Below are 11,627 nucleotides of genomic sequence, written 5' to 3' on the forward strand. Positions count from 1 at the left end.
TTGATGGGTGTACTGACAGGGCACCCTTCACCGCTCTGCCGCCGCTCCCGGCGGACTACTGTCGTAGTCGTGGACAACCGTCAGGAGGTACGCGAGTTCCTCACGACTCGCCGCGCCCGCATCACTCCGGACCAGGCAGGGCTCCCGACCACCGGTCCCCGGCGCGTCCCCGGTCTTCGGCGCAGCGAGGTGGCGACGATCGCCGGGCTCAGCGTCGAGTACTACGCCCGGCTCGAACGAGGCCAGATCGCCGGCGCCTCCACCGGTGTGCTCGAAGCGCTCGCGCGAGCGCTGCAACTGGACGACACCGAACGAGCCCACCTCTTCGACCTCGCCCGGGCCGCAGACGGGATCCCGACCTCGGGTCGTCCCCGCCGCCGGACGACGGGCAAGGCGGCGTCGCGGCTCAGCCTGCAGTGGGCGCTGGACGCGATCAAAGACGGCGTCGCGTTCGTCCGGGACTCGCATCAGAACCTGCTCGCCACGAACGCCCTGGGCCGCGCCTTCTACTCACCGGTCATCGGCGACAACGGGCGCACGCCGAACCTGGCCCGGTTCCAGTTCCTCGATCCCGCCTCGCGAGACTTCTACCCCGACTGGGACCTGTTCGCCCAGATGTGTGTCGGCATCATGCGTGCCGAAGCCGGCCGCGACCCTCACGACCGCGGCCTCCAAGACCTCGTCGGCGAACTCTCCACCCAGAGCGAGATTTTCCGCCACCTCTGGGCGGACCACAACGTCCGCACCCACGGATCCGGCACCAAGCGTTTCAACCACCCCGTCGTCGGCGAGCTCACGCTCGCCTACGAAGAACTCGCGGTCACCGCCGAGCCAGGACTGGTGCTCCTGGTCTACACCGCCGAACCCGGCTCGCCGTCCGCCGAACGACTCCAACTGCTCGCCTCGTGGGCAGCATCGGTAGAAACCCCGACGAAGAACAGCTAGAGGAACCAACCTGTGCAGATCACTCACAGCTCCATCGACACCGCCAAAGGACCCGCCGACTGGTTCACCGGCGATGTCTATATCGACGCCGTAGCCGCGGCCCCGCCGCCGTCCCGGGTCGCAGCCAACCTCGTCCACTTCATGCCCGGCGCCCGTACCCACTGGCACCGCCACCCGCTGAGCCAGACCGTCTTCGTCACCGAAGGCATCGGGCTGTGCCAGCGTCGAGGCGGTCCCGTCGAGGTCATCCGCCCCGGCGACCGAGTCCTTTTCGAGGCCGACGAGGAGCACTGGCACGGCGCCGCTCCCAACCGCCTCATGGTCCACCTGGCCATCAACGAGGCCGACGCCGACCACGACGTCGTCCACTGGCTCGACCCCGTCACCGACGAGGAATACCAGGCTGCGCCGCCTCTCGCCTGATCAGCCGACCACCCGGGATCTGAGCGTCCGGCTCAACAGCCGCCGGCCTGCCGACCGAACCTGCGGGCCCGGCGCCTCCAGCTGCGCAGCGTTCCAGGCGAGCAGTCCGAAGCCGCCAGGTCGCGGAGAAACCCACTCGCCGCAGCCTGCTCGAGCTCCGGGAATAGCACTCGCCATCGCGACCCCACCCCGAACTCCGCCACACGGCCCACGTCAGCAACCACCGGCACCACCCTCTCCAGCCACCGCTCCAAGATGCCAATCGGCGCGCTGAAGAGTTCAGTCAACTAGCCGCGCTGGAGCGGTCCGCCGTGGTGGCGAGGTGCGGCTGTGGTCGCGCAACGGCGACGACTTCACCGCGAAGTTCCTCGATCTGCAAAGGGCGCTGGCCCGGCAGGTCACTGTGGACTGCGTCCTCGACGGCGAGCTGGTGGTGTGGACCGGGGAGCGGTTGGACTTCGACGCGCTGCAGCAGCGGATGGTCAACTCCGCCGTGACGGTCCGCAGCCGGCTCGCGCGGTTGAAGCCGGCGTCGTTCGTCGTGTTCGACGTCCTCGCGGTCGACAGCGGTGACATCCGGCCCATGCGCTGGACAGTCCGCCGTGGCCGGCTGGAGTCGATCGCGCAGAACTGGCACACCGCCGCTGCAACTGTCGCCTGCGACCGCCGACCCGGACGAGGCGCGGGAATGGCTCGAAGCGTTCATGTCCAGCGGGATCGAAGGCCTGGTGGTGAAAGGTGCCTCGACCAGGTACCACCCTGGCCGCCGCGACTGGATCAAGGTCAATTCTGTGGGGGTCGGCGTTGTCCGCTCGGGTGCTTCGCCCGGGTTTCGCCTGGTCATGGCGCATCCTCGGCAAGGCACCGTGTGAGCGACAGCTGTCGCTCACACGGTGGCGGCGGTCCCTACTGGGCGGGTCAGTCTTCGTCGGCGGGGAGAGTGAAGAGGCGGATGTAGACGGGCGGGCGTCGGGGGGGGGGTGCGTCCTCGGGGCGGTGGCTGTGTTTTTGCAGGAGCCGGATATAGGCCTCGAAGAACTCGGCGAGGCCTGCCTCGGTCGTGTGGGCGAAGCCATGCGAGAGCATCGTCCATGCTCGTTCCCGTTCGTAGGCCTTGGGCAATCTGCCGAGCAGCGCCATGTCCTCGGTGTGCCCGAGGCGCAGACGGCCCGAGCGGGGCTGTTCGACCGTCGGCGCTATGTCCAGAATCGTCGCCAGAGCTCGCGCTTCTGGTCAGCAAGCGCATCGATGACGTCTTGCTCAGTCTCTGCGCCTTCCGCCGCCCCGAGTGCCCGACCGATGTCGCGCCACGAGGCACCCGCCGCGACCGCGCCGCGAATCGCCTCACCCATTGCCTTGTCAACGGCCGTCGATGCCCGACAACACTCACCCACGGCTTACAGCGGCGCCGGCTGCCAACGGCCATGCTGTCGGAGCCGGAGTCGCTCACCATGCCCCGTGATGCGCAGACGAGGTGCTCGTGCCAACACGGCGCCAACCTCCTTCACCGGATTCCCTCACTCTAGGCCTGCTGCGAAGCCCGAAACCCACGAACACCACCGCCGCGCACGAGCCGGACGCGTGCATGGCCAACGACGAGCAGTTCGGTCAACGGGCGATCGTGTCCGAAGGTGCGAAACGGCCACTACGAAACAGGCGAGCTAGCCCAGGTTCGGCGCACTTCCGGCTGCAGGCGACGGGGAACAGGGCCGCGTGTCATCGGCGGCGACGTCGGAGGCCGGCAGGCGGCGAACGGAGCGATTTCGTGCAGCCAGACAAGAAGTCGGCCGCGCTCAATGAGTTCGAGGAGGTGCCGCAGACCGTCTCTTGCGCCTTGCTGCTCCGCGCGGGATATCAGGCCGTGCTCGATCGCCTGCTCAAACTCGTCTTGGTCGCCGACGATGTAGGACGTCGCGTCATCGCGAACGAGAACATCGATGAACAGATCCACACCGAAGGTGCTGGCGGCGGCTCGCTCCATCGGGGTTGCGATGTCGCAGTTGAAGGCGAACCGTTGGCCGGCGTCGCCGGTTTCGACGAGGTTGCCCGCGAGGTCGGTTGTCACATTGACCTTGAACCACGTGTCGGCGAACGCGTAGTGCCGCAGGACGGCATCGTCGTAGAGCGCCTCGGTTACGACGATCTGGTTGTCGAGTCGAAGCACGCCTCGGTCGGGTGTGCGGAAGATCCGGACCGACGACTCGTCGGGGTGGAAGTCGTAGTCCATTAGCACGCGGTCATCATGCATCAGCGGCGGCCGGGAGGTCGTCCGCGGGACCTGGCAGTCGCGCTGGCGGCACGCGGCGTGATGACCGTGTCGCCTGGTTCCCTCGTGGTGAAGCGGTGGAGCGCGAGCCAGATGAGTGGTGTGCCCACGATGGTCGGCAGTAGCCAGTAGGTGATGTAGGGCAGCCGATCCCACACCGGGAGGAAGGCCCCGTTGTCGACGTAGAAGCCGGTAAGCAGGGCGATGTAGGAGCCGCCCATGCCGATGGCGTGGTGGAGCGGCCAGCCGCGCCGGTGCCGTCGGCGGGCCCGGTAGCCGTAGAGGCCGAGGCCGGACGCGACGACGGCGATGGCGAACAGGTAGGCGTCTTCGTGCCAGCGGATGGTGGCCATGATGGTGGCGGTGGTGAAGATGCCGGCCAGCGCGCACAGGTAGACGCGGCCAGCTCGAGGATGCCGGCCGGGACGCTTCTTCGCCGTCGCGGCAAGCGCGCCGGCGACGACCGCGGTGAGCCCGCAGGCGACGTGAAGCACGAGCGCTGCGGCGAAGACCGGGCCAGCGTTCGGGATCGGCAGGCCGAAGATGTCACCGGTGAGCATCGTTCCTCCCCGTAGGCCCTGGATCCGCGCCTGTGCTGCCGCGGCGCATCAGGGCGGCGTGGCGGAGGACGACCACACTGCAGGCGATGCGGATCAGGCTCGCGCCGATCGCCAGGATCGCCGACGCCCGCAGCGGTGCGCCGGACCACAGGTAGAGGGTGATCACGGTGAGGTCGCCCGCCAGGGCGAGCGCCACGATGGCGATGGTGGCGGTCAGGGCGCGATCGGGGCTGGCTTCTGGCAGCCAGCGGATCAGGCGGCCGGTGGTGGCGAACGTCCCGGCGGCTGTGGCGATCGCAGCGGCGATCAGCGGGAGGACCGGGATCGCGGTCAGCAACGCGACCAGCCCCGCGCGCCAGGGATGCGGTTGCAACAGCAGGAGCCACCAGATGCCGACCAGCGGTCCGGTGGCGATGTACCAGGCGATGGTGTGTCGGTCGTAGGCGGTGACCAGTTCCCCCGCGAACGCGTCGGCGACCGCCTGTGGCGTACCAAAACGGTCGATCGCGGAATCGACCGCCTGGTCCTCCGTGCGCCCGTCGGTGGTCCGATCGGCGATCGCCTGGTCGAGTCCGTCGCGCAGCTCGGCGAGGATCTGCGCGACCCGCCGTCGTGGGCCGCGCAGCAGGCGGGTGAGCTCGCCCAGGTAGGCATCAACCCGCGCCTGGGCATGCGTGCTGGCCTGCGGGGTCAGACCGTGGCCGCCCATGGCCGCCTGCCCAGCACCGCGGTGACCGCGGTGGAGAACTGATCCCAGATCATGCGCTGCTCGCCGAGGACAGCGTGCCCGGACGCGGTGAGACGGTAGGCGCGTCGACGGCGCCCGCCCACGGTCTCCCAGTCGCTCGTGATCAGACCGGCCCGTTCGAGCCGATGCAGAGCTGGGTAGACCGTGCCGGTCGGCAGATCGAGCGTGCCGTCGCTGCTGGTGCGCAGCGCCTCGATGACGGCGTAACCGTGCTGCGGCCCGGCTTCCAGGACGGCCAACAGCAAGGCGTCGAGGTGACCCTTGAGCACTTCCGGTCGCATCGGCAGCACTTCGGAACCTCCTCCGCCGAGCGGCTCTTGCCGACCCTGTCTAACGCGTCTACTGTAGCATCGCAATAGTTTGTGATGCTACCTATGGCGGTGTCCGATGGGCTCAAACGACGCGCTTGTAGCACTCGCTGAGGCGAGCGCCATGGACCGGACGGTGCTCGGCGGCAAGGCCGCCGTGCTGGCCGAGCTGCTCGCCGCTGGTTTCCCGGTGCCGTCCGGTTTCGTGGTGACTGCCGCGGCGGTCGATGATCCGGCCCTTGACACGCAGTTGGTGTCCATGGCTTGCCGCGTGAGGGGTGATCGGTTCGCGGTGCGCTCGTCAGCTGCGGCCGAGGACCTCGTAGAGGCTTCGTACGCCGGCCTGTACGAGACCTACCTCAACGTTCCGTCCACTGGGCTGGGTGACGCGGTGCGGCGGTGTTTCGCGGCCGCAGGCAGCGAGCGGGTCACGGCCTACCACGACTGGCGCGGTGGCGGGGCCGCGGCGATGGCGGCCCTGGTGCAGACCATGGTCGACGCCGTCTGCGCGGGCGTGGCCTTCACCGCCCATCCGGTCGCCGGCGACCGCAACCAAACCGTCGTCACCGCCGTAGCCGGGCTTGGTGATTCGCTGGTCTCGGGTGAGACGACCGGCGAGGAGTGGACGATCACCGAAGGGGCCCCGGCCGCGATGACCCGCCAGGGTCCCGGAGGTGACGCGATGCTCACCGGCGCGCAAGCGGCGGCGGTGGCGCAGCTGGCCAGGCGGGTGGCGGACCGCTACGACGACCGGCCGCAGGACATCGAGTGGGCCATCGACCGGGAAGGCACACTGTGGCTGCTGCAGGCCAGACCGATGACGGCCCTCCCGGAGCCGGTGTCCTGGACAGCACCAGGGCCGGGACTGTGGATGCGCAACTTCCGGCTCGGCGAATGGTTGCCTGAGGCGGCCACACCGCTGTTCGCCACGTGGTTGCTGCCGGTACTGGAGGACGGCTACCTGGACGGCATGCACGCAACCGTCGGGGTGCGGGTGCCGTTCCGGTACGACTTGGTCAACGGCTGGTACTACAACGCCACTCCGATCCTTTCGCCGAAAGTCCTCGCGCGGGTACTGCGGCACGGCGGCCTCCGGGCAGTGAAGATCTTGTACAACGCGTTGATCCAGGTCAGTCGGGACCCAGCCGCCGCCGACCGCGCGGTCCTGTCCGGCCTGGAACGCGAATGGCGTGACAACCACGCGCCCCGCTACCGGCGACTCGTCACCACCGCGGCCGCCGAGGCGGACACCGCCACGCCACAACGCCTCGCCGAGCTCGTCGACGCGCTCGGCCGCGAAGCCGGGATCTGGCTGTGGTTCCTCGCCATCGTCGGCGGGTCGGCGTGGAAGATGGAAGCCCGCCTGACCCGCTTCACTCGGCAGCACCTCGGCAGCGCACTGCCCGAAAGTGACGGTGGAGCCCAAGTGCTGCTGCGGGGCCTGGCCCAACCGGTAACTGGTGCGCATGCGGTCCAAAGCCTCGACTGGTACCACCCGGTTGCCGGCGAACTACCCACACTCGGCGGCCCCGAAGGCGCGGTCGCCCGTCGTCGGGTCGACCTTTCCGATCAGCGGACCGACGCCGAGCGCCGCTGCCGACACGCACTGGCCGACCGGCCGCGGCTGCTCGCCGAGTTCGACCAGCTCCTGCTGACCAATCAGCGCTACGCGGTCATTCGTGAAGAGCAAGCCCGCGAGTTCACCCTCGCCTGGCCGGTGCTGCGGACCTGCGCGCGGCGCCTCGGTGAACACCTGGCCGGCATCGGCGCCATCGACACGGCTGATGACGTCCACTTCTGCACCCGCGACGAGCTGACAGCCGCACTCGCAGGCAACAGCAGCCGGATCGTCGAGCTCGGCGAGCGGCGCAACCTGTGGCAGCGTCAGCGGCGCCTGACCGCGCCGTTGACTCTCGGTCGACCGCCTCGGCTCATCGGCGACGTTGTCGACCGTGCCGTACAGGTCGCGCGCGGCGCTCGCCAGATTCCTGAGGGTGCACTCGTCGGGCAGCCCGCATCCGCAGGACGCGCCACCGGACAGGTCCATGTCGTGCACGGCCCGGACGACTTCGCCAGCTTCGCCGACGGCAACGTGCTGGTCGCCAAGGCCACCGCGCCGGCGTGGACACCACTGTTCGCGCGTGCCGCTGCCGTCGTCACCGACGGCGGCACCCTGGCCGCGCACGCTTCCCTCGTGGCCCGCGAATACGGGATCCCCGCGGTCGTTGGAGCCGGCGACGCCACCCGCTGGCTGCACACCGGACAGCTCGTGACCGTTGACGGAACCACGGGCGTGGTAACCGTCGACACACGCACCGCTGGCCCACCGCAATAAGCACCGCCCGGAGCTCGACGCCCCGGCCGCATCGGAATCCAGGCGTCGCAAAGCGTCCCTGGCCCTCCTCAGTGGTGTCGTGCACGTGTCCGACAATGCCCTCAGCGCGACAGCCCGCGACATCCTCAGCTACCCCAAGGAAAGGTCAAGCGCCGCGACACCGTCGAGGCCATCATCGGAGCCGTCACGGGGTCGCTGAAGCACCCGGAAGTCCTAGTCGTCGGGCGGTATCGGAGCAAGGTGCTCGAGGCGGTCGGCCGGACCGTGCCGCTGAAGCCCGCCCAAGCCGCGGCGATCGGCGGTCTGCTCAAGACGGCCAGTGCCCGCCATCCGTGGCCAGATCAGATCAGCACTCACTGGGGCCAGGGCAACAAGACCCCGATCATCAAGGTCCGGCCCACAGTTGTCGCGTCGAGGTCGCGGCCGACGCCGCGATGCAGGGCAGCCACTACCGGCACGCCCTGCGGCTGGTGCGTCACCGCGCCGACCTCGATGCCAGCGACGTCGAAACGCTGCCGACCGACTGATCACCCCCCTCGGCACGCGCGCCGTGTCGCGACCGCCGGGCGCGTGTTCAGGGCAGGGTTTCCAGTACGTCCAGAACTGCTCGCCTATCAGTGTGAGCAGCACAACCGTCCAGATCGTCAGCGCAACAGTGTGGAACCGGGGTGGCCGCTGCCACGGCCTTTTGGGCGCCGGTGGGCACAGGCAGGTGACCGCGGTTGAGGTTGTGCAGCGTGACGTACCAGAAGATCGGGACCGTGACTGCCCACACCGCCATACAGTACGGGCACAGCGCCTGGATCCGGTAGAGGCTCTGGAAGATCAGCCAGTGGACGAACACGACCCCGAACGTCACGCCTGCTTGCAGCCCGAGCCAGAACAAGCGCCGGAAGGACGCGCCGGCCAGCAGCGCCGCCCCGATTGTGGTGACGATGGCGAATCCGGCAATGCCGAGCAGCGGGTTGGGGAACCCGAAGGCCTCGGCCTGGGGTTTACTCGGTCTAGGGACAACCACGACGCGATGGTAGTTGTCGTGAATCGCCTAGTCGCGTCCCAGGCTGAACGGTGGATCATCCACAGCCCCGACGATGCGCCATTGGCAGACCTGGCACTGCCGCCGCGGGAGGTGTGGGGCGATGAGCTCGTCGGTGTCCGCGAGGATGGCGAGACCCGTCGGGAGTTCTACGTCCACCGCCTGCTCCGGCGCGACTCGTGATCCTCAGTCCGGAGTTCGCAAGGCGAGACGCCCGGATTCGCAAGCGGTCCCTTTCCTTGGGAGCGGTCCGGCCGCGGCGACGCGGAGACAGAAGGGCGGGCTGCCGCCGTCGGCAGCCCGGACCCCATCTGAGTAGTCGTCGGACACCGAGGTCATCGTGGTGATCGGTGAGAACACCGGTCGCCGGCGCACCCACGGCGTCGTGCTCGTCGAGCAGCCGGTCGAGCACTCGTCGGGCTATTGCCGCTGCTTCGGTGGCGCAGGCAGATCCTCACGCAGCCCAACGCAGCAGACAGAGCCTGCCACCCACCAGGTGGGTCCAAATCAGCGGGGTGAGGCCGCGGTGGTCGACGTCGGTATCCGGTCTGCCCAGTCGTCGTCAGCCAGAACGTCTTGCACCATCAGGGTGTTGACGTACACCAGCACTGACTGCAAGACCCGCAGGCACAGCACCGATAGATCTTGTTCGTCACGGCGGCTGGAGGCGATGTCGCCGCCTCGGCCGAAGAAGATGACCGAGTTCCCGCCGTTCCCGCGCGCGACGCAGAGTGTCTTCTGGGCGCGGCCGCGGGTACGCGTCCGGATCGCCGGCGGCCGGGCGGTACATCTCACCATGTTGATCCGCCTGATCCGCGGCAGCAGATCGACCCCAGCAGCCGGGTGAGACCGAAGCCAACCTCGGACTGGCCGTGGGAATCGACGTAGTTGCCGTCGACCTCCATCGAGGTGCCGTGCCGCATCGCGCCCTCGATCATCGCCGCGACCTCAGAGGCCTAGCAGTTGATCACCTGCGAGTGGATCGCCATCGACTTCTTCTCGACGTGCCAGTAGATGAGGACGCCGCGGCCGACGTAGCGCGAATGCCACTCGGTGAAGATGTTTTGGTCGAACGCCCCGAAATGACAGCCGGTCCGCAGTGCTGCTTCTTTCAACATGTCGCTCAGCGGCACCGTCCCTCAGCGTGATCGGATCTCGGCCTTCATTGCGCGGAGATTCTTCGGCTCCGGTGCTGGATCCAGCGGTGTCAGGTTTGATCGCGCCGTGCTTGCCACGGTCGCGGAGTTCAACCCAGCCCAGCTGATCAACCTGGTCGTTCAAGGCGCCGAGCTGGGCACGCAACTCGGTCCGCAACTGGTCGATGAACGCGGTTGGATCCAGCGGGTTCGCGCAGGGCGGTGTAGTGCTCGAGGCGGCGAGACTCGAAATCGCGGGGCAGATCCTCGTCGGGGTTACGCCAGCGGACCGCGCCGACGACCCAGATCTCCTTGCAGCGTAGCCGTTCCTACAGCGCTCGAAGGTGCACACCTCGTACGTCGACCGGATCACCTTGGTGCGGCCCTTGTCGTCGGTGCGCGTCACCAGGTCGGCCCAGTCACCGAGTACCCCCTTGTGGAACGTGCTCACCGGCTGGATAGAACGTGAACCGGCCGTCCTTGTGCCGAGCGACCAGGTTCAGCGCGTCCAGCGCCGGGTCGGTGCGCGATGTTGGACGATCGGACCTCCAGCACGTCGAGGAGTTCGATCAGGCCGCGCCCGGTACACCCGCCCCTTCGTCTGGTACTCGTGCACCAGCTCCCGCAGCGTCTGCTCACCGCCACTGACAGCCGGGAGGACGACAGACCGCACAGGATCATCCGGCGCGTCGAGCGCCGCCTCTGCGATGGAGAACAAGATGTTCTCCTTCCCCGTCACCTTCTTGAAGGCTTTCGTCGGGGTCTCTAGCGGCATCGCGCACTGTCGTGTTGAGGGTGTTGATCAGTACGTGTGCGACACCCCGATGTGGAAGTGGAGCTGCCTGGGTCGACGGCAAGCAGGCTCCTGACGAGGACCATCGGCGCCTTCCGGATCGCGGCTATGTCGGTGCGTTCACCCGTTCAGGTGCAGTGCGTCTGACGCCTCACATCTGCAGGTAGCGCCGCCCGCTCGTCGGTGCGTCTGGTGCATTCGCTGACACATGGCCCGGCAGCCTCGCCGTTCATGACATCCGGGGCTACGAGGCAGGAACGCGCGGCCCCCTGAGAACTACAATGTCCTGAGGGAGACGGCGTCACCCGAGGCGGTACGTGGTCCCCGAGCTGACGGCTATTAAGGAGGAGGCTGCGATGTCAGTGTTCAGGTTTGAGCCTTTCCGTGACCCTTCCCGGGAACTCGACCGGCTCATGTCGATGGCCGCGAGCGGGACGCGCGCCCCTCTCGCGATGCCGCTGGACGTCTACCGCGGCGAGGACGGCAGCTACCACATCGAGGCCGACCTGCCCGGCGTCGACCCTGACAGCATCGAGGTGACCGTCGACTCCGGCGCCTTGACCATCCAGGCCGAGCGCACGCCTCCCTACCGCGAGAGCCAGCAGGTCATTGTCGCCGAGCGATCCCAGGGGTCGTTCACCCGGCAACTCTCCCTCGGCGAGGGCGTGGACTCGGAGAACCTCAGTGCCAACTACGCTGACGGTGTCCTGCACGTGACCCTTCCCGTGTCACCGCGGAGCCAGCCCCGCAGGGTCGAGATCACCCATGCGAGCGGCGCTAGCCGCACCATCTCGGGGAGCACCGTCGAGCAGAGTGACGCGCCCGCCGGTAGCACGGACGTCGCCGGCTAAGGGCGACTGTGAACTCACCGTCGTCGGCTGGCCATCCACCGCCGCGCCTGGCGGCGTACGACCTCACGTGTCGGGTTCACGTGCGACCTCATGCGTCGGCATCGAGGCGAGCGGCACGCCGCAGCGGGGACACTCGCCGCCGGGGCCGAGGCGCCCGCAGGGCTTGTCGTAGTTCTGGCACCATTGCCGCAACTGGTAGCGGCTGCTGCGGTCGTCGCACTGGTAA

Annotated in this window: 15 protein-coding genes and 2 pseudogenes; 7 read left to right on the top strand and 10 right to left on the bottom strand. The window is 68.3% G+C overall.

Features of this window, described 5'->3' with window-relative positions:
• Positions 1 to 69 precede the first annotated feature (69 nt).
• The 4 genes and pseudogenes from EV644_RS39945 to EV644_RS48015 all read left to right on the top strand — a co-directional run bounded on the left by EV644_RS39945 (position 70) and on the right by EV644_RS48015 (position 2,240).
• The gene (locus EV644_RS39945) at positions 70 to 945 is read left to right on the top strand and encodes a helix-turn-helix transcriptional regulator (protein ID WP_132196223.1); all 876 of its coding nucleotides are present in this window, start codon (positions 70 to 72) and stop codon (positions 943 to 945) included.
• A 12-nt stretch (positions 946 to 957) separates the two neighbouring features.
• Positions 958 to 1,368 carry a (R)-mandelonitrile lyase gene (locus EV644_RS39950; protein WP_132196225.1) on the top strand — a complete coding sequence of 137 codons (411 nt, stop codon included), beginning with the start codon at positions 958 to 960 and terminating at the stop codon, positions 1,366 to 1,368.
• Positions 1,369 to 1,690: 322 nt separating this feature from the next.
• A pseudogene (locus tag EV644_RS48010) lies at positions 1,691 to 1,936 on the top strand (ATP-dependent DNA ligase); the annotation flags it as partial.
• 136 nt (positions 1,937 to 2,072) lie between these two features.
• Positions 2,073 to 2,240 (top strand): hypothetical protein, encoded by a 168-nt coding sequence (locus EV644_RS48015; protein ID WP_369410615.1) that lies wholly within the window; start codon positions 2,073 to 2,075, stop codon positions 2,238 to 2,240.
• 46 nt (positions 2,241 to 2,286) lie between these two features.
• Here the strand turns inward: EV644_RS48015 and EV644_RS39960 are convergent, their stop codons facing one another.
• The 5 genes from EV644_RS39960 to EV644_RS39985 form a co-directional block, all read right to left on the bottom strand.
• Positions 2,287 to 2,508 (bottom strand): hypothetical protein, encoded by a 222-nt coding sequence (locus EV644_RS39960; protein WP_132196229.1) that lies wholly within the window; start codon positions 2,506 to 2,508, stop codon positions 2,287 to 2,289.
• 505 nt (positions 2,509 to 3,013) lie between these two features.
• The gene (locus EV644_RS39970; protein ID WP_132196230.1) at positions 3,014 to 3,595 is read right to left on the bottom strand and encodes a DUF402 domain-containing protein; all 582 of its coding nucleotides are present in this window, start codon (positions 3,593 to 3,595) and stop codon (positions 3,014 to 3,016) included.
• 20 nt (positions 3,596 to 3,615) lie between these two features.
• On the bottom strand, positions 3,616 to 4,194 hold the full coding sequence (locus EV644_RS39975; protein WP_132196232.1) for a DUF2306 domain-containing protein: 579 nt from the start codon (positions 4,192 to 4,194) through the stop codon (positions 3,616 to 3,618).
• Entirely contained in the window at positions 4,181 to 4,903 is a 723-nt protein-coding gene (locus EV644_RS39980) for a permease prefix domain 1-containing protein (RefSeq protein WP_132196234.1), read from the bottom strand. The genes EV644_RS39975 and EV644_RS39980 overlap by 14 nt, the downstream gene beginning before the upstream one ends.
• The gene (locus tag EV644_RS39985; RefSeq protein WP_132196236.1) at positions 4,885 to 5,223 is read right to left on the bottom strand and encodes a PadR family transcriptional regulator; all 339 of its coding nucleotides are present in this window, start codon (positions 5,221 to 5,223) and stop codon (positions 4,885 to 4,887) included. The genes EV644_RS39980 and EV644_RS39985 overlap by 19 nt, the downstream gene beginning before the upstream one ends.
• Positions 5,224 to 5,374: 151 nt before the next feature.
• On the opposite strand from EV644_RS39985, the gene EV644_RS39990 reads away from it, so the two are divergent.
• On the top strand, positions 5,375 to 7,585 hold the full coding sequence (locus tag EV644_RS39990) for a PEP/pyruvate-binding domain-containing protein (protein ID WP_158293079.1): 2,211 nt from the start codon (positions 5,375 to 5,377) through the stop codon (positions 7,583 to 7,585).
• A 353-nt stretch (positions 7,586 to 7,938) separates the two neighbouring features.
• Here the strand turns inward: EV644_RS39990 and EV644_RS47380 are convergent, their stop codons facing one another.
• Together EV644_RS47380 and EV644_RS39995 are read right to left on the bottom strand one after the other, a co-directional pair.
• Positions 7,939 to 8,064, bottom strand: coding sequence for a hypothetical protein (locus EV644_RS47380; RefSeq protein ID WP_255511461.1), 126 nt, complete (start codon positions 8,062 to 8,064; stop codon positions 7,939 to 7,941).
• 95 nt (positions 8,065 to 8,159) lie between these two features.
• Positions 8,160 to 8,603 carry a vitamin K epoxide reductase family protein gene (locus tag EV644_RS39995; protein WP_241999365.1) on the bottom strand — a complete coding sequence of 148 codons (444 nt, stop codon included), beginning with the start codon at positions 8,601 to 8,603 and terminating at the stop codon, positions 8,160 to 8,162.
• 18 nt (positions 8,604 to 8,621) lie between these two features.
• Here EV644_RS39995 and EV644_RS40000 point away from each other — a divergent pair, with 18 nt between their 5' ends.
• A complete protein-coding gene (locus EV644_RS40000; RefSeq protein WP_132196240.1) occupies positions 8,622 to 8,804 on the top strand; it encodes a hypothetical protein in 183 nt (60 codons plus the stop codon).
• 324 nt (positions 8,805 to 9,128) lie between these two features.
• Here EV644_RS40000 and EV644_RS45745 read toward each other — a convergent pair whose 3' ends face one another.
• The 3 genes and pseudogenes from EV644_RS45745 to EV644_RS45920 form a co-directional block, all read right to left on the bottom strand.
• A complete protein-coding gene (locus EV644_RS45745) occupies positions 9,129 to 9,419 on the bottom strand; it encodes a Tn3 family transposase (RefSeq protein ID WP_199240293.1) in 291 nt (96 codons plus the stop codon).
• 3 nt (positions 9,420 to 9,422) lie between these two features.
• Positions 9,423 to 9,703, bottom strand: a pseudogene (locus EV644_RS46950) (Tn3 family transposase); the annotation flags it as partial.
• A gap of 553 nt (positions 9,704 to 10,256) precedes the next feature.
• Entirely contained in the window at positions 10,257 to 10,532 is a 276-nt protein-coding gene (locus EV644_RS45920; protein WP_206751515.1) for a hypothetical protein, read from the bottom strand.
• Positions 10,533 to 10,906: 374 nt separating this feature from the next.
• Here EV644_RS45920 and EV644_RS40020 point away from each other — a divergent pair, with 374 nt between their 5' ends.
• The gene (locus tag EV644_RS40020) at positions 10,907 to 11,401 is read left to right on the top strand and encodes an Hsp20/alpha crystallin family protein (protein WP_132196246.1); all 495 of its coding nucleotides are present in this window, start codon (positions 10,907 to 10,909) and stop codon (positions 11,399 to 11,401) included.
• The last annotated feature ends 226 nt before the right edge of the window (positions 11,402 to 11,627 follow it).

Source organism: Kribbella orskensis (assembly GCF_004342085.1).
GTDB classification, from domain to species: Bacteria; Actinomycetota; Actinomycetes; order Propionibacteriales; family Kribbellaceae; genus Kribbella; species Kribbella orskensis.

Bases quoted from the DNA above. Each gene is read 5' to 3' on its own strand.
- EV644_RS48015 (WP_369410615.1), top strand. From the start codon at position 2,073: ATGTCCAGCGGGATCGAAGGCCTGGTGGTGAAAGGTGCCTCGACCAGG.
- EV644_RS39960 (WP_132196229.1), bottom strand. From the start codon at position 2,508: ATGGCGCTGCTCGGCAGATTGCCCAAGGCCTACGAACGGGAACGAGCA.
- EV644_RS39970 (WP_132196230.1), bottom strand. From the start codon at position 3,595: ATGGACTACGACTTCCACCCCGACGAGTCGTCGGTCCGGATCTTCCGC.
- EV644_RS39975 (WP_132196232.1), bottom strand. From the start codon at position 4,194: ATGCTCACCGGTGACATCTTCGGCCTGCCGATCCCGAACGCTGGCCCG.
- EV644_RS39980 (WP_132196234.1), bottom strand. From the start codon at position 4,903: ATGGGCGGCCACGGTCTGACCCCGCAGGCCAGCACGCATGCCCAGGCG.
- EV644_RS39985 (WP_132196236.1), bottom strand. From the start codon at position 5,223: ATGCGACCGGAAGTGCTCAAGGGTCACCTCGACGCCTTGCTGTTGGCC.
- EV644_RS39990 (WP_158293079.1), top strand. From the start codon at position 5,375: ATGGACCGGACGGTGCTCGGCGGCAAGGCCGCCGTGCTGGCCGAGCTG.
- EV644_RS45745 (WP_199240293.1), bottom strand. From the start codon at position 9,419: ATGGTGAGATGTACCGCCCGGCCGCCGGCGATCCGGACGCGTACCCGC.
- EV644_RS45920 (WP_206751515.1), bottom strand. From the start codon at position 10,532: ATGCCGCTAGAGACCCCGACGAAAGCCTTCAAGAAGGTGACGGGGAAG.
- EV644_RS40020 (WP_132196246.1), top strand. From the start codon at position 10,907: ATGTCAGTGTTCAGGTTTGAGCCTTTCCGTGACCCTTCCCGGGAACTC.